This window comes from Nocardia sp. NPDC050710 (assembly GCF_040654375.1).
Lineage (GTDB): Bacteria > Actinomycetota > Actinomycetes > Mycobacteriales > Mycobacteriaceae > Nocardia.
The window spans coordinates 59,280-83,164 of record NZ_JBFAHV010000005.1 but is presented as its reverse complement, the minus strand read 5'-3'; the positions used below and the strand labels follow the sequence as shown (position 1 = coordinate 83,164).

Here is a 23,885-nt window from a genome sequence, read left to right as displayed (position 1 = left end):
AAGCCGCCGGTCGCCAAACAGCAAACGAATCGCCCACCTAGTGACGCGCCGCCCGAGCCGTGACGGCCGCGTGATCGTGACCCGCTATGACCTCGATACCCTCCGGCAGCGCGTGCAGGCGGTGAATGGTGGCGAAGGCGGAATCCCGGTCGGTGTCGAAGAGCACACCCGGCATCGGTGCCTTCTCACGCAGCAATTCGATCTGCAGTTTGCTCCACACCGCGTCACCCGCCAGCAGTACCCGGGTGCCATCGTCCACCGCGAGCAGCACGCCGATGCTGCCGGGTGTGTGCCCGGCCAGATCGACCAGCACTACCGAGCCGTCACCGAACAGATCCTTACTGCGCGGGAAGGTCAGCACCGGTGGACCGTCGAGTTCGAAACGGTCGAAGGTGCGCTCGCGCAACGGGCCCCGCGCCACTCCGACCGGCGCGTGCGCACCACCCATGGCCCAGGTGTGCTCGGCGGTGGGCAGCCGCACCGGCACCGAATCCGGCAGTTCCAGCAGACCGGAGACGTGATCCCAATGCAGGTGCGTCGTGACGACGAAGTCGATATCCGCGCCGGTGAGCGCATGACCCGCCAGCGCGTCGGCCAAACCGCGCACCGGTTTGTCCGGCGCCACCAGCAGCCGCACCGGGAACGGCAGCTCGGTCAGCACCCGGTCGTGCACATGGGCGCACAGTGCCGGATCCACCAGGAATCTGGCCTTCGGATGCCGAATCAGGAACGCCGCCATGGTCAGCGGCATTTCCCGGAGACTGCGCACCCCTTCGGCGACGATGGTTTCCGGCGCCTTCATCTCACCTTGGGTCAGCACGGTGAGCCCCACCGTCACGGTCGCCGGTGGAAGCGGAGCCACGGTCAATTCGGACAGTAGCCGGGTGTCCGGACGGCGCGGGCGCAGCAGCCGGGCCGGCGTCGCGGCCAGCGCGGCGCAGCAGCGGAGCACGGTCGGCAGCGTCGGCGTCCGCTCGGCACGCGGGTCGGTTTCGGGCACGGAAGTCACCGTAGGGCCAAGACCCCTGAAAAACCAGGAGGACAGCGCAAACCGCGCCTTAACTACGGCATAATCGCGGGGGTACCGTCCCGGGCCGCGGTCGCCGGGAGACGGGAAGGGAGGACGCGATGCGGCCCAGTCTGCCGAATGGGCACGGTGATGTGAACGGAAGCGGACAGGGTCGACGGTCGGCGCTACTCGCTGCCGCCGTCACCGCGGTCGCCGAACTGCTCGGCGTAGCGCCCGAGACAGTCGGCACCGGTGTGCCGTTCAGCGATCTCGGACTGAGTTCGATCCAACTCGCCCGCCTAACCGCGCAACTAGAGGATGCGATGGGTGTCGAGATCACGCTCACCGCCATCTTCGACCACCCCGATATCGAACAGCTTGTCGAGCATCTCACGATGCAATGACGGCCGCCGACCCCGCGCCCCCGCCGTCGCACCCGCCGGTCTCGATTGTCGGAATGGGTTGCCGGGTACCGGGCGCCGACACCGTGCCGGAGTTCTGGAGTCTGCTGCTCGCAGGCCGTGACGCCACCGGTGACCCACCCGTGGGGCGCGCGGTGACCAGGCGCGCCGGCTATCTGCCCGATATCGATCGGTTCGACAACGAGTGGTTCGCGATCTCCGGACGCGAGGCCGCGCTCATGGATCCGCAGCAGCGGCTCGCACTGGAGGTGGCGGTCGAGGCCATCGATGACGCCGGAATCGGCTACCGGGTACGCGGTTCCGGTGGTGCCGTCGTGTTCGGCGCCTGCGGCTACGACCACGGCATCACGGTGCTCGGCGCGGGCGGCATGGACGCGCCGTACGCGGTCACCGGTTCGGCGCTGAGTATCATCGCGAATCGGCTTTCCTACGTGCTCGACCTGCACGGCCCGAGTCTGGTGGTGGACAGCGCCTGTTCCTCCTCGCTGGCGGCGGTCGATGTGGCGTTGCGGCTGCTCGCCGATGAGACCGTGCCGTTCGCGATCGTCGGCGGGGTCAATCTCACGCTGCTGCCGCATACCTCGGACTATCTGGCGGAGAGCGGATTCCTGGCGGAGGACGGGCGCTGCAAGCCGTTCGACGCGGCGGCCGACGGTTACACCCGCAGCGACGGCTGCGGGGTGATCGTGTTGCGGCGCACCGCGGACGCGGTGCGCGCGGGCGAACGCGTATACGCCGAGATCGCCGGGGCGGCGGTCGGTTCGGACGGCCGCTCCAACGGTCTCTACGCGCCGAACGGCCGCGCCCAGCGCGAGACCCTGCGCACGGCCTGGTCACGCGCCGGGCTCGACCCGCAGACCAGCGGATACATCGAATGCCATGGCACCGGAACCGCATTGGGCGATGCCGTGGAGGTCGGTGCGCTCGCCGCGGTACTCGCCGGATCCGACGCCGCGGACGCACCGACGTGGATCGGGTCGGTGAAATCCAACCTCGGTCATTTGGAGGCGGCGGCGGGCGTCACCGGGTTGATCAAGACGGCGCTGTCCATCCACCACGGGGTCATTGCCCCGACCATCAACTTCCGCAGCGAGAATCCGCTGTTGAAATTGGAGGAACACGGGTTGCGGGTGCCGACCGAACCGGTCGACTGGAGCGCCACACCGATCGCCCAGCGGCACGCGGGGGTGAGTTCCTTCGGATTCGGTGGGACCAATGCCCACGTGGTGTTGCGTGGTCCGGCCGCGCCCGCGAACGTCCGCGGCGCGGAACCGCCCGCGCTGTTTCCGCTCACCGGGCGCGATCTCACCGAACTGCGCGCGCGGGCGGCAGAACTGGCCGAAGGGTTCGAGTCCGCCGATGCCGACCCGGCTGTCCACTATTCGGCCGTCGTGACACGCGAAAATGCGGATCTCTCGCCCGGCGAATCAGCATTGCACCGGGTCGCCGCCGCCACGGCACGGTTGATTCCGGAGACGGCGCGGGCAACCGTGCTCGCATACGATCGCGACGAGGCACGCGACCGGTTGCGTGCCCTCGCGCGGGGAGACTCCGATGCGGGCATCACCGGTCCGAGCTCGACCCGTCGTCGCGGCGGCGTGTTGTTCCTGTTCTCGGGGCAGGGCGGTCAATATCCGAAGATGGGCCGAGCGCTGGCGGCTCGCTACCCGGTGTTCGCGCACGCGGTGACCGTGGCGGCGGATGCGATAGTCGCGGCGGGCGGACCCCGAATCTGGACTCCCCGCACGGGATTCGCGGTGAGCGGTAACGGACGTGCCGCGACCGAACTCGTACAGCCCGCGATATTCGCCTACCAGATCGCGCTCACCGAATTGCTCGCATCCTGGGGGGTGCGCCCGGACGCGGTCGTGGGGCACAGCCTGGGTGAGATCGCGGGCGCCGTGGCGAGCGGCGGGCTCACGCTGCCGGATGCGGCGCGCATTGTGGTGCAGCGAAGTCGTTTGCTCGCCACTTTGGATGGTCAGGGCGCCATGGCGCTGCTGGAGGCCGCGCCCGAGGCGGCGGCGCAATTGGTCGAGCCGATGCGGACGCAGGTGAGCATCGCCGCGGTGAACGGTCCCCGCTCGGTCGTGGTCTCCGGAACGCCGCGCTATATCGATACCGTGGTGCGGCGAGCCAAGCGTCGCAATATCTTCGCCCAGCGCATAGCCGTGGATTTCGCGGCACACAGCCCGCAGGTCGCGGCGGTGCTTCCGGAGTTCGTCGCCGCACTCGGCGAACTCGCGCCGCGGCCGCCGCACACCCCGCTCTACTCCACCACGCGCCGTGGCGCGGTCATCGACGCGGCGGTATTGCACGCCGACTACTGGGCCGAGAATGCCTCGGGCACGGTCGAACTCGCCGCCGCATTGGATCGCGCCGCGGCCGACGGCCTGGCGACCGTGGTGGAGATCGCACCGCATCCGGTGCTGATCCCCGCGGTCCGCGAGTACGCGGACTTCCGGGAATCGGCGCATCCGGCAACGACCCGTGCGGACGAGGCCGCGGGCCTGCTCACCTGCCTCGCGCGGCTCTACACCGAGGGCAGGACGCTCGACTGGTCGGCGCTCGGCCCCTACACCGGATCGGTGTCCCAGCGGCACTGGCGGCGACAGCGGTTCGCGCTGCTCGCCCCGGCTGATCCGGATTCCGGCGCACCCGGATTCGTTCCGGATGCGCTCGACGACCACGTGGTGCGCGGGGTGGCGACGGTACCCGCGGTTTATTGGCTGCGCAGGCTGCTGCATCTGGCCCGCACCGAATCCGCCACCGTCATCCGCGATTTCGTCGTACATGAGCTGACCGAGGTCAGCGCGCTGCCCCGAATCGGCTATCGCAGGTACGACAGCGGATCCACGCTGCGGGTGCAGGCCGACGACGCCGGGGTGCTTGCCTCGGCACAACCCGCCGGGGATCCCGTGCCCGCGGATATCGTCTCGTGGATGCGTACGGCCGATGCCAATCGAGCCGTCCGCCACCGGATGCACAGCCTGGAGGCGGGCTACTTCTACGCCCAATTGCGGAGCAGGGAGCTGGAATACGGGCCGCGATTCCGGCCGCTGCGCCGGATCGCCGCCGGGCCGGGGCGGGCGCTCGGCATCTTCGAGGACGCCGAATTGCATAACACCGCGACCCTGGACGGTTGTCTGCATCTGCTGGCCGCCGCCTGCTACGACGACCTGCCCGACAATGTGGTCCCATTGCCGATCGGCATCGAATCCGCGTGGCTGTCCACCGAGCCGGGACGTGTCGTACTCGAGGGGCACGCACTGATCCGGGAGCGCTCCGCGCACGGGCTGATCGGCGATATCGTCGGCACCGACCAGCACGGCGCGCCCGTACTGGCGCTGACGGGCGTGCGTATCCGGTTCACGGACAGAGGTTCCCGGGGGGACGCCGCGAAGTCGATCGGCGATACGCCGCTGCTCGGTGCGCCGACGATATTCCGCCGCGAAACCTGGCAGCCGTTGCACCCGGACTCGATCGGGCATCCCGGCACCGAGGCGCGACCCGGTATCGCACAGCGCGCACTGGTCATCGGGGAATCCCCCGCCGCGGTGCGCCTGGCGCGCGCCCTGGAGGACAGGGTGCCCACCGAACGCGTCGCGCGTGAGCCGGACGAGGCCGCCGCGGTCCTCGCCTCCGTCCTCTTCCGTCGTGCGGCCGCACACACCGCGGTGGTGGTGGTATGGCCGTCCGATGCGGCGGTCGGCGGCGATCCCGCCGGGTCGCTCGGTCGCATGCTCGGACTCCTGCAACTGGTGCAATCCAGCGACGTCACCGCCTCTTTGACGATGGTGCTTCCGGCGGTGTCACCGCGCGGCGCGGTGGTCCCGCACGCGATCGCGGGATTGATCCGATCGCTGCAACTTGAGTCGGGCCGCCCGATCCGGTTGGTATGGGCCGACGACGACGCCGACAGCACCGCGCTGCTCGCCGGTGTCATCACAGCCGGGCCGGACGAGGAGCTCCCGGACGAGGTCCGGCTCACCGCGGGCGATATCGCCACCCGGAGATTCACCACCACCGCTGCCCGCGGCACGCCGCCGTCGATCGATTCGCACGGCACCTACGTGGTCACCGGCGGACTCGGCGCACTCGGCGCGGTGGCAGTGCGTTGGCTGCTCGACGCGGGGGCGCACGACGTGGTGGTGCTCACCCGGTCGCCGCGGCCGGTGCCGCCGCTGCTCGACGGGCTGGAGGACCGGATCGTGGTGGTCCGCTGCGACGCCGCCGATCGCAGCGATCTGGCCAACGCGCTCAGCGATATTCGCGAATGCGGCTCCATCATCCGCGGCGTGGTGCACGCGGCCGGGACACTCGAGGATGCGGCATTCGATACGGTCGACGCCGCCCTGTTGACGCGGATGCTGGCGCCGAAGGTCACCGCGGCGGCCGATCTCATCGCGCTCACCGCCGACGATCCGACCGACTTCCTGCTGCTGTTCTCCTCCGCGACCGGTGCGCTCGGCGCACCCGGTCAGTCCGCCTATGCGGCGGCCAACGCCGCGATGGACGCGCTGGCCGATTCGGAACCGGGGCGCCGGATCCTCAGTATCGGCTGGGGCGTATGGGAATCCGGCCTTGCCGAGGCGGCGGGCGGCGCGATACATCTGCGCCGTGCCGGAATCGCCGCCTTCGATTCGCTCCGGGGCGCGGAATTGCTCGCCCAGGCGCTGCGCCACCCGGACTCCTACCTGCTCGCGGTGGACTATACCCCGACCGCAGATATGTCCCCGGTCGCGGCCCGATTGCGGAATCTGCTGGCGCCACAGCCTGATTCGACTCGACCGGACACGCCAGAGGCTGCCTCCGCCGCGACCGTCGCGGCCCCCGCCCCGATCGCGCACCACACCGCCGAACCGCTCACCGCGACGATCCGCCGGGTACTGGCCGCCACCGTCGACCTGCCCGCCGAATCCATCGAGCCGACAGCGGACTTCAACGAACTGGGCCTGAGCTCACTGCTGGCGATCGAGTTGCGGCGCAATCTCGAATCCCGGCTGAAGATCGCGATCTCGACCGCCGAACTCTTCCAGCACCCCACCGTCGCCGCCCTCGGCGCTGTCCTGGCCGAACGGGTCGCCGCCGCGAACTCCGGTGCCGCATCGTGACCGCACCGAACCCCGAGCCCACCGCATCCCGCCGCGACGGGCTGGCTACGCGGGTCGCCGCATGGGCCCGCACGCGCGCGGAGGAGCCCGCCTTCACCGAATTGCGTTATCGCGGATCGGAATGCACACCGGTCACGCTGACCTACGCGCAGCTGCACCGCGCCGCCGGTGCGCTGGCACGGCAGCTGCGCATCGAGAGCGAACCGGGGGACCGGGTCGCAATCCTCTGTGATCACGGCCTCGACTACGTCGTCGCGTTCCTGGCCTGTCTGTACAGCGATCGCGTGGCGGTGCCGCTGTTTCCGGCATCCGGTGGCCGGAACGCGCAGCGTTCGGCGAGCGTGCTGGCCGACGCCCGCCCCACACTCGGCCTGGTCTCCGCGCGGGACACCGCCACCGGCGCGACATTCGGCGCGGAGCTCGGGCGCGTGCTGTCGCTGCCGCCGGATATCACCGCACTCGGCGATCCCGGCCCGGAACCGATCATCGACACCTCGGCCACCGAACTCGCCTACCTGCAATACACCTCCGGGTCTACCAAAACCCCCGCGGGCGTCTGTATCACCCACGCCAATCTCGTCGCGGCCCTGTCGCAGCTGTGGGACGCGGTGCCCGCCGTGCGGCACAAGCCGATCGTCACGTGGCTGCCGTTCTTCCACGATATGGGGCTGGTGCTGGCCTTGTCGCTCCCGCTGTATTCGGGCGTGCACGGTGTCACCATGGCTCCCGCCGAATTCGTGAAGCGACCCATCCGCTGGCTGCGAGCGTGCAGCGATTACGGCGCCGGCACGACCGGCTGTCCCAATTTCGGTTTATCCCTCGCGGTCTCGGCCACCACCGCACGGGAACGCGACGGCCTGGACCTCTCCGCACTGGATGCGCTGCTCAACGGCGCGGAACCGATTCGCGCCGACGCGCTGCCGGAATTCACCGCGACATTCACCGAGTACGGTTTCCGTCACCACGCGCATACCCCCGGCTTCGGCCTGGCCGAGGCGACCCTGACGGTGACCATCGGCCGCCAGGACGACGAACCGGTCGCGCTCCGTTTCGACCGCTCCGAACTGGCCGCGAACCGGGCCGTCGTACTGCCCGAGGACGCATCGGACGCCTCGGGTGTCGCGCTGGTCGGTTGCGGCGGCCCCGCCGGACAGCGGGTGGCGGTGGTGGATCCGGTCGATCGCGTCGAGGTGGCGCCCGGCCGTGTCGGGGAGGTCTGGGTGGCGGGCCCGAATGTCGGGGCGGGCTATTACGAGAATCCGGTCGCCACCGGCGAATCCTTCGGCGCCACTCTCGGCGCCCGGCCCGGACGTTGGCTGCGCACCGGCGATCTCGGCTTCTGGCACGAGGGCCAGCTGTACATCGCGGGCCGACGCAAGGATCTGATCGTCGTCGACGGACGCAACCACTATCCATCCGATATCGAATCGACGGCCGCGGCCGCCGCCCCCGAGGTACGCGCCGGGCATGTGGCCGCATTCGGTCACGACGACGGCCGACGCGAAGATCTGGTCGTGGTCGCCGAACTGAACATCACGAATACCCCCGACGCGGCGGAGTTGACGGATATCGCGCGCCGCATCCGCACCGCCGTCGCGGGCGCGCACGAGGTGATGCCCGGCTCGGTGATATTGGTGGCGCCCGGCCGGATCCCGAAGACCTCGAGCGGAAAGCTACGCCGCGGGGAGTGCCGTGCGTTGTACGGCTCGGGGCGACTGCCCCACCTGGCCGCCATCGGCAAACAGCCGCCCGCACCACCGAGGTCGTGAGGAAAAGCTACGACTCCGTCGGCGGCGTATCCCGCCCGAGCAGGCGGTCGGTCTCGCGGCGTTCGCGTTTGGTGGGCCGCCCGGAGCCACGGTCGCGGCGCGGCATGGTCGCGAGAATTTCACGTGACGGCGGCGGCGGGCTGCGATCGATCAGGCATTGGGCCGCGATCGTCGCGCTGACGCGCTTGGTGACGATCCGCTCCACGATCACGATCCGCTCGACACCGCCGACGCGAATACGGACCTCATCGCCGTGCCGAACCTGTTGGGCGGGTTTCGCCGCGGCGCCATTGACGCGGACGTGCCCACCCCGGCAAGCCTCGGCGGCTGCGGATCTCGTCTTGAACAGGCGTACCGACCAGGTCCACGAATCGACGCGGGCCTGGGTCGCGGCAGCCTGTTCGGCGGGGGCCACTCGTTAGGCGGCGATGCGGCGCGCGGTCACCACCATGTCGGGGCGCAGCGGGGTGTACGACACCGGCTGGCCCGACTGGACGGCATTCAGAAGCTTGCCATCACCCGCGTACATGCCGACGTGGCCGCCGCCATTCGTGATGACGATGTCACCGGGCTTCAGGTCTTTGAAGGCAACCGGGGCGCCCACATGCGACTGCTCGAAGCTGGTGCGGGGCAGCTCGACTCCGGCCTGACGGTAGGCCCACTGCACGAGTCCGGAGCAGTCGAAGCTGAACGGACCGGCGGCGCCCCAGGAGTACTGGGCCCCCACCTTGGTCTTGGCCGCGTCGAGCGCCTTCGTTGCGGGCGAGTTGTCCTGGAGCAGGTTGGGGAACTCGAAGTTACCCTGCGGCAGCGTGCCCAGCGAGGAGGGCGGGATCGCGGGCTGCGCGGCGAGCGCCTGCTGCAGCTGCGTGTTGAGTTCCTTGACCGGCGCCTCGAACTCCTGCGGGACGTCGAAGTCTCCGATACCGGGGATACTGATGGTCGCTGCCATCGCGGGGACCGCGGGCATGGCACCGGTTGCGGCCACTGCACCCATCACGAGCGCACCCTTGACGGAATTCGGCAACCGAGATTCCCGCTGCAAGCTGTGTTTACCCACCGACCTGAATCTCCGATCTTCCTGCTCTCCCGCCGACCGAGTTAGCTGACGGGTTCGGGCCGGGAAGATCGGCCCTACCGCGCCGGCCGATGAGACCGTTGCGGATTCACCCCAGACGAACCTGTGGGTCCCCGGCACGGCAGCCGGAACTGGATGGCCCGACAACCGATTAGGCGGTGACTCAGTGGCGCCGTTTCTCTGGACGAAGCGACAGACTCCACTAAGTCACGAGAAGATTACGGCGCGGACGCGGTGTTGTCCAGCCCACAGACCAGGGTTTTCGTGCGGTTGTGAAAAATCACTGGACATGCGGCCGCGATGCGCGAACGGCAGACAGATCACGATTCGATATCGGCTCTTAGACAGGCGTTATCGAAGCGAGTACGCGACTACCCGTCTCGATCGGCGAGCGCGCGCTCGAGTTCGGCGATCCGCCGGTGCGCGTCCGCCAGACCGATCTCGAGTTTGCCGAGCGCCATCACCAGCGGACCCACCGCGAGGTCCGCGACCAGCTGCGGATCGTCGTAGCCCTGCTCGATCGCGACCAGGATGTTGGACCGGATCAACCCCGCCTGGGTGGCGCCGTCCGGAACGTTCCAGGACTCGACCACCTCGGCGGTCGTGTGGGGAGCGGATTCCTCGGACATGACACCCCTGTCGTTCCAGTCGCCGGACACCGAACGGCACCAAGCGTAAAGACTTCCGAGGCGATAGCAAGCGCAAATACCCGTGTCTATGACATGCCGTAGATTGCCCCAGATTCCCCGGCCATAACGCGCTACGGTATTCGGGCATGGACCCCGTGCGGAATCCGTATGCTCCCGGAGCCGGACAGCGCCCACCCGAACTGGCCGGGCGCGATAAGCAACTCACCGCCTTCGACATCGTGCTGGAACGGATCGCGCGCGGCAGGCCGGAACGCAGCGTCATGCTGACCGGTTTGCGCGGCGTCGGTAAGACGGTCCTGCTCAATCAGCTTCGCTCGGCCGCCATCTCCCGCGGCTGGGGCACCGGCAAGATCGAGGCGCGACCGGATCAGGAGTTGCGCCGCCCGCTCTCCTCGGCACTGCATATGGCCGCCCGCGCCATCGCGATGTCGCACCGGAACCCGGAGCGCGTCGACGACTTCCTCGGCATCCTCAAGGCCTTCGCCCTGCGCGCCACCGCCGACAAGGGCATGCGCGAACGCTGGCAACCCGGAATCGATGTGCCCGCGGTCTCCGGCCGCGCCGATTCCGGCGATATCGAAATCGACCTCGTGGAACTGCTCAAGGAGGCGGCGGGCCTGGCCAGCGATATCGGGGTCGGCATCGCCATATTCATCGATGAAATGCAGGATCTCGGACCCGCCGATATCTCCGCCATCTGCGGCGCCTGCCACGAATTGAGTCAGGACGCCGCGCCGTTGATCGTCGTCGGGGCGGGCCTGCCGCATCTGCCCGCCGTGCTGTCGGCGTCGAAGAGCTATTCGGAGCGTCTTTTCAGTTACCACCGCATCGACCGGCTGGACCGGGATTCCGCGAATCGGGCCCTCATCGCGCCCGCACAGCGCGAGGAGGTGAAGTTCACCGACGCGGCGCTGGACGCGTTGTACGAAAAGGCTGATGGTTACCCATATTTCGTACAGGCATACGGGAAGGCCGCCTGGGATCAGGCACCGGAGAGCCCCATTACCGCCGAGGATGTCGAGGTAGCGTCGCCGAGTGCGGAGGAGGAGTTGGCGGTCGGGTTCTTCGGGTCGCGCTATGAACGGGCTACTCCGGCGGAACGTGAATACATGCGCGCAATGGCCGACCTGTCGGGCGATGACGGACCGGTGGCCACTTCCGCGGTGGCCAGCGAACTCGGCCGCAAACCCGCATCACTGTCGCCCGCCAGGGACGGACTGATCAAGAAGGGGCTGATCTACTCGGCCGAGCGCGGGACCATCGGATTCACCGTGCCGCATTTCGGCCGCTACCTGCGGAGCGTCTGAGGGAACCGCCACCTCGACCGTTGCCGAGTATTTGCCTGTATATCAAGATCATTAGAGATTGATAGAAATCCGTCTACCAAGACATCTACCGGCGGGTAACTTTTCTTCTACACTCGGATGTGATGCCGATCACGTCCGAGGAGGACATCATGGCGACTGCCGCGAAAGTCGACGCCACCGAAGAACAGGCACGCGCACTAGTCGAGGAATCCCGCGAAACCAGCTGGGCCAAACCATCGTTCGCCAAGGAGATGTTTCTCGGACGATTCCGGCTCGATCTGATCCACCCCTATCCGCAACCCGATGCCGAGGACGCCGTCAAGACCGCGGCCTACCTGGCCAGGCTGCGGCCGTTCTGCGAATCCATCGACGGCAGTGTGATCGAGGCGGAGGGCCGCATCCCGGACGAGTACGTGAAGGGCCTCGCCGAACTCGGCTGCTTCGGACTGAAGATCCCGGAATCCTATGGCGGACAGGGACTTTCCCAGGTCGGCTACAACCGGGCACTGATGCTGGTCGGCTCGGCGCATCCGAGCCTCGGCGTCCTGCTCTCCGCGCATCAGTCCATCGGCGTGCCCGAACCGCTGAAATTGGCGGGCACCACCGAGCAGAAGGCCGAATTCCTACCCCGGTGCGCGGCGGGGGCGGTCAGCGCGTTCCTGCTCACCGAACCCGACGTCGGTTCCGACCCGGCCCGGATGGCCAGCACCGCGACTCCCACCGAGGACGGGGAGGCCTACGAACTGAACGGTGTGAAGCTGTGGACCACGAATGGCGTGGTCGCCGAACTGCTGGTGGTGATGGCTCGGGTCCCCAAGAGCGAGGGCCATCGGGGCGGAATCTCGGCCTTCGTGGTGGAGGCGGATTCGGCGGGGATCACGGTGGAACGCCGCAATGCGTTCATGGGGCTGCGCGGTATCGAGAACGGCGTCACCCGGATGCATAACGTGCGGGTACCCAAGCGCAACCTCATCGGCCGTGAGGGCGACGGACTCAAGATCGCCCTGACGACGCTGAACGCGGGCCGCCTCGCGATCCCCGCCCTGTGCACCGCCGCGTCCAAGTGGTCGCTCAAGATCGCCAGGGAGTGGAGCGGCGCCCGCGTGCAGTGGGGGCGACCGGTGGGTGAGCACGCCGCGGTCGGCGAGAAGATCTCCTTCATCGCCGCCACCACCTACGCGCTCGAGGCGGCACTGGATCTGTCCGCCACCATGTGCGACGAGGGACGCAACGACATCCGCATCGAGGCGGCGCTGGCCAAGCTCTGGGCCAGCGAAATGAGCTGCCGGATCGCCGACGAACTGGTGCAGATCCGCGGCGGCCGCGGCTACGAGACCGCCGCCTCCCTCGCCGCACGCGGCGAACGCGCCGTCGCGGCGGAGCAGCTGGTGCGGGATCTGCGGATCAACCGCATCTTCGAGGGCTCCAGCGAAATCATGCGGCTGCTCGTCGCCCGCGAGATGGCCGACGCCCATATGTCCGCGGCGGGAGCGCTGGTCGACCGCAACGCCGAATTCAAGGACAAGGCCAAGGCGGCCGTCGGCGCGGGCGGCTTCTACGCCAAGTGGTTCCCGCAACTCGCCGTCGGCGCGGGCACGGTCCCCGCCACCTTCGCCGAATTCGGCCCGCTGGCACGGCATTTGCGCTTCGTCGAACGCAGCTCCCGCAAACAGGCCCGCGCCCTGATGTACGCCATGGCCCGCTGGCAGGCCGGTCTGGAATACCGCCAGAACTTCCTCGGCCGCATCGTCGACATCGCCGCCGAACTGTTCGCCATGTCCGCCGTCTGTGTCCGCACCCAAGCCCTGCGCACCGCGGGCGCCCCCGAAGCCCCCGCCGCCACCGAACTCGCCGACGCCTTCTGCCACCAGTCCCGCCTGCGGGTCCGCAAACTCTTCGACTCCCTCTGGGAGAACACCGACGACGACGATCGCAGCATCACCCGCGGCGTCCTCGACGGCCGCTACACCTGGCTGGAAGAGGGCGTCTTCGACCCCAGCGAAGGCACCGGCCCCTGGATCGCCGAATGGCAGATCGGCCCGTCCACCGAACCGAACCTCCTGCGCCCCTTCCTCCCCTCCACCCGCGCCCACACCTAGCGTCGGAGCCCGGTCGGTCCCGTCGAACTTCTGGCGGAACCGACCGGGCTGCGCGCGGCGGGCGAAGAGGATGCCCGGGCGAGGCATCCGTTCCGCCCCTTTCGGTCCAGCTTTGATGAGTCGTCGTAGCTCACGCACGGCTACTGCGGTGCAGCCAACGCCGAAGCTCGATGGCGTGGGGAAGGTAGTCCGCCAACTCCTGGAGCCACGTCGCGAAGGACGTCTCGCTTTCCTGCACGGGCTTCGTTGCGGAGTGGATCCAGAAGTGCGGATCCGGGTCGGTGAGATCCTCGGCCCGGAAGTAGTAGAACTCGTACCCATAATGCGTCTGGAAGACGAAGGCATCCTCGAAGGGCGCGAAATCCCCCTTGTAGTCCTCCACGACGATCTGGCGGGCAATCTGCTTGGCCTCCAGCAGCCACTCGTAGTCCCATTCGCTGCGCGCCAGCCAGTACGGCGCCCGGCCGGTGAATCCCATGAACTCCCGGTAGGACCCCGGAAGAGCCACCACCCCCTGCGCCTCCATCAGCGCTGCCAGCTCCTCCTCGGTGCACCCCTGCACCGCGTCCGCTGTCACCCAGCCCTGCCGGATCAACGGCTCGACCAAGTCCGCCATGAAACCCATACCTCCACCCTGCCCCGATTCGTCAGCGCTGAGGAGGGGTGGCGGTCGGGAAGTATTTGTGAGTCTTGAATATCCGCTATAGAGACGGACGGTTCCGATAGGAGTGGCGGTGACCATTCGATAACGGAATCTAGTGGTCTCTACGGAATCTGCTCGATCGGCCGATAGAAGGGTGGTCGGCTGACTGATCATGAAGATCTAGCGGAATCTAGGGCCTGACCTACAGTTCCTTAGATTTACCGGTCGAGTGACGTCACGGTTCAGCGGCAAGATCGATCGGCGGCGTCGGTTACACAACATGTGCATAACGCCTGGTATGGGCGGTTAACGCGGCGGAAATACATCTCGACAACCGGACAAGAGTGCTCCGTATCGGGTGTACTGCCACAGGAGAAATCATGTCCCCGACCATCGCCCGCCGGGCCGCCGACTACGACGGCCATCGCATTACGGTGACGGCCGATGACGGTATTCCGATCTCGGTCCGTACCTTCGGCGCCGACCGAGCGCCCCTCACCGTCGTGTTCGTACACGGACACTGCCTGCGCACCGAATCCTGGTCCTACCTGCGCGATCAGTTGCTGAGACAGTGGGGCACCGACACCAGGATGGTGTTCTACGACCATCGTGGCCATGGCGAATCGGGTATGGCCGATCCGTCCACCTACACGATCGACCAGCTGAGCCACGACCTCGACACAGTCTTGCGGACCGTCACGCCGACCGGGCCGATAATCCTGGTCGGACATTCGATGGGGGCGATGGTGGTACTCGCCTACGCCCGGCTGTTCCCCGCGACGATCGGCACCCGCGTCGTCGGGGTCGGCCTGATCGCGGGCGCGGCCAACGGCATTACCGAGGTCGGACTCGGTCGCTTCCTGCACCGGTACGCGGTGACCTCACTCCAGGTGGCGGTGATGCGCGCACCCCGGATGATGCAGGCATCGAAGCAGCTGTCCCGGCGGATCTTCGAGCCCATCGTGCGCGAAGCGCAGTTCGGCACCAGGAAGGTGAATCCACGCATGGCCGCGCTCGCGACCGCCATGCTGAACGAGACCCCGCTGCTGACCATGTCCAGCTTCCTGGCCTCGTTGATCACCTTCGACGAGACCGCGACCCTGCACCGGCTCGGCAGCATTCCCGCACTGGTACTGGCCGGGTCGGCCGACATCGTGGTGCCCTATGCCCATTCGGTCGTCCTGGCCTCCCAACTGGCAGGCTCCGAACTGGTCCGGGTGGACGGTGCGGGCCACAGCGTAATCCTGGAGCGCGCCGAGGAGGTCGCACTTTCGATCGTCGCGCTGGCCAATCGGGTGTGCGCGGCAACGGCGGGCCAGGGCTACGCCGCGACGGGTTGACCGAGGTCCGGCCACGCGGTTCGACACACGCCGCCGATCCGATCGGGTCGGCGGCGCCGCCGCGGTTGCGGGTCGGGGGCGGGGGCGCACGCTGGATAAGCGCCTGCAAGGGGGGAGGCAACCTTCGGGCAAACTACCGGGTCCGGGATCGGACGAGCTTGATCCGAATTCTTTCTGTACTGTGTTGTAGATCACGTTGTGTGGTGGGTCACACGACTCGGTAATGCGCGGTCCAGGGCTGGTGCTCTGACAAGCCGCACAAGCCCGGGATCGCATATCCGCCAAGGAACACAGGAGGTAACGATGACACGCAGCGAAATTGCGGAACTCCGCTACGCGGTCGGCCAGCTCCGGCAATCCATCGGCGCACTGCGGTCTCACTACGGCGACGCGAATACCGTGCGACGGCTGGAAAACGACCTCGAGCGGCTCGTCATCGATGCCGACGAATTCGAGCAGTCGCCGCCGCCGGAGATCACCCGCAGGGCGCAGGACACCATCTATGTCCCGGACAGCAAATCCGACGAGGCGGCATGGATGGGCGCTCAGGACGAGGGCCTAGGTTTCCACTCCCGCCCGCGGACCAAGTAGCGCCATCACCCCTGCCCGGCCGGGATCCTGCCCGGCCGGGGACCGGGCAGGATGTGGACCGCCGCCCGGATACCGGCCACCATCGACCTGGCCGACGCCGAGATCGAATCGGTTGTCTACCGGACTCGCGTGACACCCGGACCCGTGGACGCCCCCGCGGCGCTTCGACCACGGGCCGGCGTCCGCCGATCACGATCGGACCGATCTCGTCGAGCGCGAATCCGAACCTCAGGTTTTGTTTTCCGCGACTTCACTCGAATGATGTTCTGTTTTAGTCGAGTTCGAATGTCGCGGCTTTGTCCGCTATCCCGAATGGATACGCGCACGTCCCGCCGAATGTGGCGTAAATCACGGGCTTTCCAGCGGCCCGGGATTGCCGGGACCCCGCTCAATCGATAGCCGACGTGTCGTATGGTGCTCAGCATCACATTCGATTGCGGAGGTAACGATGACCACCCGCACAGCAGATCAGCGAGGCATCCCGCCCGTGAGTGCCGCACCGACCGCCGCCCCGCAGACGGGGACCGGCGTCTTCAGTAAGACCAGGGCCCGAATCACCGAGCGCACACTGCGCACCGACCGGTGGTGGATTCCGCCGCTCGTCACCGCGGTCGGGCTCGCCGCCTTCGTCATCTATGCGACGATCAGATCGTATGTGCGAACGGCATATTGGGTCGATGACTACCACTACCTGACGCCGTTCTACTCGCCGTGCGTGAGCACCGACTGCGTCGAGGGCGCACGCCATTTCGGCGCCTGGTTCGGTCATATCCCGGCGATCCTGCCGCTCGGCTTCCTGGTGCTGCCGTTCCTGCTCGGTTTCCGGCTGACCTGCTACTACTACCGCAAGGCCTACTACCGCGCGTTCTGGCTCTCCCCGCCGGCCTGCGCGGTTGCCGAACCGCACGGCAAGTACTCCGGCGAGAGTCGGATGCCGCTGATCATCCAGAATGCGCACCGCTACTTCTTCTATGTGGCGCTGCTGGTTTCGCTGATCAATACCTATGACGCGATCGATGCCTTCCACGGCAAGGACGGCGGATTCGGATTCGGCCTCGGCAATATCGTCCTGCTCGGCAATGTGATCCTGCTCTGGGCCTACACGCTGTCCTGCCATTCGTGCAGGCACATCATGGGCGGCAAGCTCAAGCACTTCTCCGCCCACCCGGTGCGGTATTGGTTCTGGACCCAGGTCTCCAAGCTCAACACCCGTCATATGGCGCTGGCGTGGACCACGCTCGGCACCCTCGTGCTCACCGACTTCTACGTGATGTTGGTTGCCAGCAAAACGATTTCGGACCTGCGGTTCATCAACTGACCGCCACAACTGGAGGAGAATTCGCGGCAATGCCAGAAGTGGAACGGCACAAATACGACGTCGTCGTCATCGGTGCCGGAGGCGCCGGACTGCGCGCGGTAATCGAGGCCAGGGAGCATGGCCTGTCCGTCGCGGTGGTGTGCAAGTCGTTGTTCGGCAAGGCGCATACCGTAATGGCCGAGGGCGGCTGCGCCGCCTCGATGGGAAACGCCAATGAAAAGGATAGTTGGCAAACCCATTTCAAGGACACCATGCGGGGTGGCAAATTCCTCAACAACTGGCGCATGGCCGAGCTGCATGCCCAGGAGGCACCCGATCGGGTGTGGGAGCTGGAATCCTACGGGGCGCTCTTCGATCGGACCGCCGACGGCCGCATCAGCCAGCGCAATTTCGGTGGCCACACCTACCCGCGGCTCGCGCACGTCGGCGACCGCACCGGGCTGGAGATCATCCGCACCATGCAGCAGAAGATCGTTTCGCTGCAGCAGGAGGATTTCGCCGAGACCGGGGATTACGAGTCGCGCATCAAGGTTTTCGCGGAGTGCACGATCACCGAACTGCTCAAGGACGGTGACCGGATCTCCGGGGCCTTCGGCTACTGGCGCGAATCGGGAAAGTTCGTACTCTTCGAAACCCCGGCCGTGGTGCTGGCCACCGGCGGCGTCGGCAAGTCCTACAAGGTGACCTCCAACTCGTGGGAGTACACCGGCGACGGACATGCGCTGGCGCTGCGCGCCGGGGCCACGCTGATCAATATGGAATTCCTCCAGTTCCATCCGACCGGCATGGTCTGGCCGCCCAGCGTGAAGGGCATCCTGGTCACCGAGGGTGTGCGCGGTGACGGCGGGGTGCTGAAGAACACCGAAGACAAACGGTTCATGTTCGAGTACATCCCCGCGGTCTTCAAGGGGCAGTATGCGGAAACCGAGGCCGAGGCCGATCAGTGGCTGCGCGACAACGATTCCGCGCGCCGCACACCGGACCTGCTGCCCCGCGACGAGGTGGCCCGCGCGATCAACTCGGAGGTGAAGGAAGGGCGCGGCACCCCGCACGGCGGTGTATACCTGGACATCGCCTCGCGGCTGCCCGCCGAGGAGATCCGCAAGCGTTTGCCTTCGATGTACCACCAGTTCAAAGAGCTCGCGGACGTGGACATTACGAAGGAGCCGATGGAGGTCGGACCGACCTGTCACTACGTGATGGGCGGTATCGAAGTCGATCCGGATACCGGTGCGGCCACGGTGCCCGGGCTGTTCGCGGCGGGTGAATGTTCCGGCGGTATGCACGGTTCGAATCGGCTGGGCGGCAACTCGCTGTCGGATCTGCTGGTCTTCGGCAGGCGGGCCGGACTCGGCGCTTCGACCTATGTCGAGCAGCTCGCGGCGCGGCCCGAAATCTCCGATGCCGATATCGCGCGGGCCGCGAAGGATGCGGTGGCCCCCTTCGATCCGCCTGCCGAGGACGCCGGAGAGAACCCGTACACCCTGCATACCGATCTGCAGCAGGCGATGAACGACCTGGTCGGCATCATCCGCAAGGAACACGAACTCGAACAGGCCATCGAACGACTCGCCGCACTGCGAGAACGCTTCGCGGACGTGCTGGTCGAGGGACATCGGCAGTTCAATCCGGGCTGGCACCTCGCCCTCGATCTGCGAAATATGTTGCTGGTCAGCGAGTGCGTGGCGCAGGCGGCGCTGCTGCGTACCGAAAGCCGCGGCGGACACACCCGCGACGACTTCCCCGCGATGGATCCGGGATGGCGTAACAAGTTGCTGGTGTGCTCTATCGACCCCGCCGACGCCGGCAACCCGGTGCCCGCGGTGCGGGTCACTCCCGAGGACCAGACGCCGATGCGCGATGATCTGCTCGCGCTGTTCGACCTGTCCGAACTCGAGAAGTATTACAACCAGGCCGAACTGGCGACCCATCCGGCCGGATCGGTATCTGCCACGGAAGGTGAGGCGTAGCAATGGGTTACGACGCCAAATTCCGCGTGTGGCGCGGTGATCAAGACGGTGGCGAACTCGAGGACTTCACCGTCGCGGTGAATGAAGGCGAGGTCGTCCTCGATATCATCCACCGGCTGCAGGCCACCCAGGCGCCCGATCTCGCGGTGCGCTGGAACTGCAAGGCGGGTAAGTGCGGTTCCTGTTCGGCGGAGGTGAACGGGCGGCCGCGGCTGCTCTGCATGACCCGGATGTCGACCTTCCGGCCGGACGAACTGATCACCGTCACGCCGATGCGCACCTTCCCGGTGATCCGGGATCTGGTGACGGATGTGTCGTTCAACTACCAGAAGGCGCGGGAGATACCGTCTTTCACGCCACCCGATGATCTGAAGCCGGGCGATTACCGGATGCAGCAGGTCGATGTGGAGCGCTCGCAGGAGTTCCGCAAGTGCATCGAATGCTTCCTGTGCCAGGACACCTGTCACGTGGTTCGCGATCACGAGGACAATAAGGAGTCCTTCGCCGGTCCGCGCTTCCTCATGCGGATCGCCGAGCTGGAAATGCATCCGCTCGATGTGGCCGACCGACGTGATCTCGCGCAGGAGGAGCATGGGCTCGGACTGTGCAACATCACCAAGTGCTGCACCGAGGTCTGCCCCGAACACATCAAGATCACCGACAATGCCCTGATCCCGATGAAGGAACGGGTGGCGGATCAGAAATACGATCCGCTGGTCTGGTTGGGCAACAAGCTCTTTCGGCGCTGAGACGAGCCACGACCAGGCACCGCGACCAGCGACGTACGACAACCGGCCGGGTTCGGAAACCCGGCCGGTCGGCGCACCCGATCACAACATCGCCACCACACCGGTGGCGACCGCCCACACCAGCACTCCGACGAACAAAGCCGGCAACAACGAGCTGGTGAGCACGTAGACGCCGATCGATGACACCGCGAACAGCAGCGCGACGATCAGCCATTCCACCCAATCGCCAGGCCGCAGTTTCTTGTACCGGGGTGGGGAATTCTTCAACCCACGGTCCACATGAAGTGGTCTACCCGCTGTTAGTCGAGGTAAACACGGATCCGTTGTCGAATCTGCACTGTTTCGTGATCTTTCGGAGCAGATTCGATCACGAAGCCCGGTCGCACAAGCCCTCGGACCGGCGGCATCGTCACGCCGGTCCGGGTCTCCCGAATCATGGACGATCGAATTCGCCGTCCTGGACGCCCGCGGTGAAGGCGGCCCATTCACCGGGGGTGAAGATCAGTACATGGCCGTCGGGGTTCTTGCCGTCACGTAGGCCGACGTGTCCGTCGGGTAGCAGTGCGACCTCCACACTGTCGCGACCCGGGCCGTCGCCCGCCTTCCGCCAGGTCGCTCCGGACAGGTCGATATTCGTGCCGCCCTTGATGCTCATCGAGATGACTCCTCTTGTACCCGCGCAACGCGATTCAGGATCGATTGAACGCGCCGCCCGCGACGACGGTGGTGAAGCTGTCCCACTCCACCGGGGTGAAGACCAACGCCGGGCCGCCGGGGTTCTTGCTGTCCCGAACGCCGACGTGGCCGCCGTTCAGGAAGGCGACCTCCACACAGTCCTTGCTCGCACCGCTGCGGGTGCTCTTGAACCACTGCGCCCCGGTCAGATCCATGCTCATACCGCAAACTCCTTCGCTACCTGCCGCAGCAGATGTCTACTGGTTTGGATATCCAGCGCAGCGCGCTGGAGGCATTCGTGTGCCTGAAGGTACCGCTGAACATCGGCCGGTCTTTCGAGGTAGAGATCTCCGGTGAAGCCTTCGACGTACACCACCGGCGGCTCTACCGGCTTCCCCTTGCTGTCGGTGCCGAACTCCAGAATGGTGAACGGTCCCGTTGGGTCTCCGAGGGGTATGCCGGCCGCGAACGGCAGAATACGCACAGTCACATTCGATTTGGTACCGATGTCGGCAAGGTGACGTAGCTGCGCCGCCATCACTTTCGCGCCACCGACGATCCGGTGCAGGACGGACTCGTGCAACACCACGTCGACGGCCGCGGGCGCGGACTTCCTGGTGGTCAACGTTTGGCGTTGTAGTCGTAGTTGAACCCTGCGCTCCAGCTCGATATCGGAATCATCGGGATAGCCAAGGCGATTCAGTGCCCTGGCGTAGTCCGCGGTCTGCAATTGCCCGAGAACCAGTTCCGATTGATACGAGGTCAGTTGCTGGGCCGAGGCTTCAAGACCCACATAGACATCGAAGTTTTCCGGGATCAGATCACCGTAGGCGTGCCACCAGCTCTTGACCGCGGCCTGTTGGGCAAGGCCCTTCAGTCCGTCGGCGAGGTTATCGGGAATGCCGTAGATGCGGCAGAGTTCTTGGATGTCGATGGTCCGAATGCGGTCCGCCTGACCCTTTTCCAGCCGTTGCAAGGTGCTGGCTCCCCACTCCATCAGCCGCGATGCCTCGGCGATGGTGAGCCCGGCCTGGGTGCGCCAATCGCGCAGGTACCTGCCCAGTTGACGACGGGGTAAGGTGGACGCGACGCTTTCGGAAGCGGGTAGTGGGCGCTCCACATCTCCGGTGGCTCGCTCCGAACTTGCTGAGGTTTCGGCCGGGCTCGCTGACACAGCACGCTCCGTTCTGTGCTCGGGCTCGCGCAAGCGACAGTACGGCGGTCCCACAAGCTCGGTTCCCCGGTCACTTCGCTTGGGCAATAGTCTCTTCAAGGGCGATTGGCTACTTCATCCACTATGGAGAATCCTCCCCTCCCGACTGGTTTTCGTGCTGGGAATTCGCGCGAAATCCTTTGGATATCCATCAAGGACGTTACCCGGCGTTGTTTCAGATGGTGTGCTGAGAATGTGCCCGGAGTCATCAGAGCCGATCCCCTCCCCGGTGCGAAACCTTCGGGCACGCACAGTATTCGACGGGGCGGCGCCCTCCATGGTCACGCACGCCGCCGCCAACCGGGCGCCGCACGAGCGCCGCACGAATCGCACGCAGGAACGAGGAATCATGGCTGTACATGTCATAGCGTCGTCCTTGATGACCAGCGATCTGACCCCACATCGGGCCCGCAGCGTCGGGCTGGAGAGCTGGGTGGTTTCCTACCTGCCGGGGCGCACCCTCACCTGTGCGCAAGCGGTGGCCGCCATGCAGGTTGCCGAAGTTGTGCCGACACTGCTGAACTCGGTCGGGGAATTCGCCGACGAGGTGGGACTGACCGCACTCGAGGCGGTCGGCATGGCCATCCATCAGGCTCCGTGGGATGAACGGCCATACCGACGAGGTTCGCGCTCCACCCGGACCCGGGTGGGGGTCGCCTGATGCAGTTGACGAATCTGAATATGCCCGTCGCCTCACTTCTGGCCTGCGGCAACGACCCCGGCGTGATGACCACCGAACAGGCGCATGCGGCAATGCAATTGCACCTCGACTGCACCGTCGACCGCTGCCTGGTCCGCCGCCGAGCCCGTACGACTCTCGTCGAGGCGGGCAAATGTGTTCTGGATGATCAAGCAGAGCGACTCTGACCCGCCCCCGCGGCCCCACACCGCGCGCTCAGTGCCAGGTGTGGTCGGTCAGGGGGGTGCGGGGGCCGAATTTCGGTTTATGGGCGTGGCCGCTGATCTCCAGTAGGCGGATCGTTCGGTAGCGGTGGGGGCGAAGGGGTTCCAGGTATTCGACCATGGCGTCGTCGTCGATGGGGTGGCCGAGCAGGGTCCAGCCGACGACGGCGGCGAGGTGGTAGTCGCCGACGGAGAGGGCGTCCGCGTCCCCGAACGCACGCTGAGCTATCTCGGCGGCGGTCCACACGCCGATACCGGGCACGGTGCGCAAGCGGCGTGCGGCCTCGGCGGGGTCGTGGGCGGCGGTGCGCTCCAGGGCGTCGGCGACGCGGGCGGCTCGCACAATGGTTTGCGCGCGTTCGGGACCGACATTGGCCGAATGGAAGGTCCAGGACGGGATCCGGCGCCAGGTCTCGGCCTCCGGCGGGAGCAGCAGACCCGCGGGCGCGGGGCCGGGAGCGGGGGTGCCGAACTTGCGCACCAGTTTTCGCCAGGATGCCCTGGCCGAGACGGTGTGCACCTTCTGTTCCAGCACGGCGGGCACCAGCGCCTCGAAAACCAGACCGGTGCGCAGCATGCGCAGGCCGGGGAAGCGGCGGTGGGCGTCGGCGATCTTGGGGTGCTCGGGTGTGAAACCGGACAGATCTTCGTCCAGGCAGAGCATGTGCCGGAGGCCGTCCAGGAATTCGACCGCGCCGGGACCCCAGGCGCGCGCGTCCACCGCGCACGGACCCACCTGGGTGAGCCGATAGGTCACCGGCCCGGAGGGCAGGCGCGACGCCCGCCAGTGCGCGCCGTCCGCGGTCACCTGGTAGCAGGGGTCACCGCTACCGCGGCGCAACGGAGCAAGGGTGGGCGCGAGATCGATCGGCCGGTCCGCCGTCACCGTCCGCGCCGGACCGGTGCGGCATGTATCCGGGTCTACCGCCTGCTCTCGCACTCGACCATTGTGCTCGCCCCGTCCGCGATGGCTGCGCGGACCTGGCCTCTTCCGTTGTGCCGTCACAGGGCAATACGCCCCGACTATTCGATACG

22 protein-coding genes and 1 riboswitch are annotated in these 23,885 nt (G+C 66.8%); of the genes, 12 read left to right on the top strand and 10 right to left on the bottom strand.

What is annotated here, in order from left to right:
- Window positions 1-37: 37 nt before the first annotated feature.
- Entirely contained in the window at window positions 38-1,000 is a 963-nt protein-coding gene (locus AB0H61_RS12205) for an MBL fold metallo-hydrolase (RefSeq protein WP_357302515.1), read from the bottom strand.
- Window positions 1,001-1,128: 128 nt separating this feature from the next.
- Between AB0H61_RS12205 and AB0H61_RS12200 the strand changes: the two genes are divergently transcribed.
- From AB0H61_RS12200 to AB0H61_RS12190, 3 genes are read left to right on the top strand one after another with little or no spacing between them, the layout of a single operon-like run.
- Window positions 1,129-1,413: an acyl carrier protein gene (locus AB0H61_RS12200; protein ID WP_357302512.1), complete on the top strand. Its 285-nt coding sequence runs from the start codon at window positions 1,129-1,131 to the stop codon at window positions 1,411-1,413.
- Window positions 1,410-6,545, top strand: a complete 5,136-nt coding sequence (locus AB0H61_RS12195; RefSeq protein WP_357302509.1) for an SDR family NAD(P)-dependent oxidoreductase — start codon at window positions 1,410-1,412, stop codon at window positions 6,543-6,545. Before AB0H61_RS12200 ends, AB0H61_RS12195 begins: the two co-directional genes overlap by 4 nt.
- Window positions 6,542-8,314, top strand: coding sequence for a fatty acyl-AMP ligase (locus AB0H61_RS12190; RefSeq protein WP_357302506.1), 1,773 nt, complete (start codon window positions 6,542-6,544; stop codon window positions 8,312-8,314). The genes AB0H61_RS12195 and AB0H61_RS12190 overlap by 4 nt, the downstream gene beginning before the upstream one ends.
- A 7-nt stretch (window positions 8,315-8,321) precedes the next feature.
- Here the strand turns inward: AB0H61_RS12190 and AB0H61_RS12185 are convergent, their stop codons facing one another.
- From AB0H61_RS12185 to AB0H61_RS12175, 3 genes are all read right to left on the bottom strand, one after another.
- Complete coding sequence (locus tag AB0H61_RS12185; protein ID WP_357302503.1) at window positions 8,322-8,729, bottom strand: RNA-binding S4 domain-containing protein; 408 nt, start codon at window positions 8,727-8,729, stop codon at window positions 8,322-8,324.
- A gap of 3 nt (window positions 8,730-8,732) precedes the next feature.
- Window positions 8,733-9,374, bottom strand: a complete 642-nt coding sequence (locus AB0H61_RS12180) for a C40 family peptidase (RefSeq protein ID WP_357302500.1) — start codon at window positions 9,372-9,374, stop codon at window positions 8,733-8,735.
- Between the two features lie 15 nt (window positions 9,375-9,389).
- Window positions 9,390-9,560: riboswitch (cyclic di-AMP (ydaO/yuaA leader) on the bottom strand.
- Between the two features lie 203 nt (window positions 9,561-9,763).
- A complete protein-coding gene (locus AB0H61_RS12175) occupies window positions 9,764-10,021 on the bottom strand; it encodes a hypothetical protein (protein WP_357302497.1) in 258 nt (85 codons plus the stop codon).
- 146 nt (window positions 10,022-10,167) lie between these two features.
- On the opposite strand from AB0H61_RS12175, the gene AB0H61_RS12170 reads away from it, so the two are divergent.
- Entirely contained in the window at window positions 10,168-11,349 is a 1,182-nt protein-coding gene (locus AB0H61_RS12170; RefSeq protein ID WP_357302495.1) for an AAA family ATPase, read from the top strand.
- Between the two features lie 149 nt (window positions 11,350-11,498).
- Window positions 11,499-13,448 carry an acyl-CoA dehydrogenase family protein gene (locus AB0H61_RS12165; RefSeq protein WP_357303177.1) on the top strand — a complete coding sequence of 650 codons (1,950 nt, stop codon included), beginning with the start codon at window positions 11,499-11,501 and terminating at the stop codon, window positions 13,446-13,448.
- Between the two features lie 130 nt (window positions 13,449-13,578).
- Here the strand turns inward: AB0H61_RS12165 and AB0H61_RS12160 are convergent, their stop codons facing one another.
- Entirely contained in the window at window positions 13,579-14,073 is a 495-nt protein-coding gene (locus AB0H61_RS12160) for an SMI1/KNR4 family protein (RefSeq protein ID WP_357302491.1), read from the bottom strand.
- A 398-nt stretch (window positions 14,074-14,471) separates the two neighbouring features.
- On the opposite strand from AB0H61_RS12160, the gene AB0H61_RS12155 reads away from it, so the two are divergent.
- From AB0H61_RS12155 to AB0H61_RS12135, 5 genes are all read left to right on the top strand, one after another.
- Window positions 14,472-15,431: an alpha/beta hydrolase gene (locus tag AB0H61_RS12155; RefSeq protein ID WP_357302489.1), complete on the top strand. Its 960-nt coding sequence runs from the start codon at window positions 14,472-14,474 to the stop codon at window positions 15,429-15,431.
- Window positions 15,432-15,734: 303 nt separating this feature from the next.
- Complete coding sequence (locus AB0H61_RS12150) at window positions 15,735-16,022, top strand: hypothetical protein (RefSeq protein WP_357302487.1); 288 nt, start codon at window positions 15,735-15,737, stop codon at window positions 16,020-16,022.
- A gap of 448 nt (window positions 16,023-16,470) precedes the next feature.
- The gene (locus AB0H61_RS12145; protein ID WP_357302484.1) at window positions 16,471-17,340 is read left to right on the top strand and encodes a hypothetical protein; all 870 of its coding nucleotides are present in this window, start codon (window positions 16,471-16,473) and stop codon (window positions 17,338-17,340) included.
- A 29-nt stretch (window positions 17,341-17,369) separates the two neighbouring features.
- The gene (locus tag AB0H61_RS12140) at window positions 17,370-19,310 is read left to right on the top strand and encodes a fumarate reductase/succinate dehydrogenase flavoprotein subunit (RefSeq protein WP_357302481.1); all 1,941 of its coding nucleotides are present in this window, start codon (window positions 17,370-17,372) and stop codon (window positions 19,308-19,310) included.
- A gap of 2 nt (window positions 19,311-19,312) precedes the next feature.
- Window positions 19,313-20,059, top strand: coding sequence for a succinate dehydrogenase/fumarate reductase iron-sulfur subunit (locus AB0H61_RS12135; protein ID WP_357302478.1), 747 nt, complete (start codon window positions 19,313-19,315; stop codon window positions 20,057-20,059).
- Window positions 20,060-20,140: 81 nt separating this feature from the next.
- Here AB0H61_RS12135 and AB0H61_RS12130 read toward each other — a convergent pair whose 3' ends face one another.
- The 4 genes from AB0H61_RS12130 to AB0H61_RS12115 all read right to left on the bottom strand — a co-directional run bounded on the left by AB0H61_RS12130 (window position 20,141) and on the right by AB0H61_RS12115 (window position 21,854).
- The gene (locus AB0H61_RS12130; RefSeq protein ID WP_357302475.1) at window positions 20,141-20,338 is read right to left on the bottom strand and encodes a hypothetical protein; all 198 of its coding nucleotides are present in this window, start codon (window positions 20,336-20,338) and stop codon (window positions 20,141-20,143) included.
- Window positions 20,339-20,492: 154 nt separating this feature from the next.
- Window positions 20,493-20,714 carry a DUF397 domain-containing protein gene (locus AB0H61_RS12125; protein WP_357302473.1) on the bottom strand — a complete coding sequence of 74 codons (222 nt, stop codon included), beginning with the start codon at window positions 20,712-20,714 and terminating at the stop codon, window positions 20,493-20,495.
- 34 nt (window positions 20,715-20,748) lie between these two features.
- A complete protein-coding gene (locus tag AB0H61_RS12120) occupies window positions 20,749-20,955 on the bottom strand; it encodes a DUF397 domain-containing protein (RefSeq protein ID WP_357302470.1) in 207 nt (68 codons plus the stop codon).
- On the bottom strand, window positions 20,952-21,854 hold the full coding sequence (locus AB0H61_RS12115; protein ID WP_357303175.1) for a helix-turn-helix transcriptional regulator: 903 nt from the start codon (window positions 21,852-21,854) through the stop codon (window positions 20,952-20,954). The genes AB0H61_RS12120 and AB0H61_RS12115 overlap by 4 nt, the downstream gene beginning before the upstream one ends.
- Before the next feature lie 472 nt (window positions 21,855-22,326).
- On the opposite strand from AB0H61_RS12115, the gene AB0H61_RS12110 reads away from it, so the two are divergent.
- Together AB0H61_RS12110 and AB0H61_RS12105 are read left to right on the top strand one after the other, a co-directional pair.
- Entirely contained in the window at window positions 22,327-22,608 is a 282-nt protein-coding gene (locus AB0H61_RS12110) for a hypothetical protein (RefSeq protein WP_357302467.1), read from the top strand.
- Complete coding sequence (locus AB0H61_RS12105; RefSeq protein ID WP_357302465.1) at window positions 22,608-22,814, top strand: hypothetical protein; 207 nt, start codon at window positions 22,608-22,610, stop codon at window positions 22,812-22,814. The genes AB0H61_RS12110 and AB0H61_RS12105 overlap by 1 nt, the downstream gene beginning before the upstream one ends.
- Before the next feature lie 28 nt (window positions 22,815-22,842).
- Here the strand turns inward: AB0H61_RS12105 and AB0H61_RS12100 are convergent, their stop codons facing one another.
- The gene (locus tag AB0H61_RS12100; protein ID WP_357302463.1) at window positions 22,843-23,790 is read right to left on the bottom strand and encodes a DNA-3-methyladenine glycosylase 2 family protein; all 948 of its coding nucleotides are present in this window, start codon (window positions 23,788-23,790) and stop codon (window positions 22,843-22,845) included.
- Window positions 23,791-23,885: the final 95 nt, after the last annotated feature.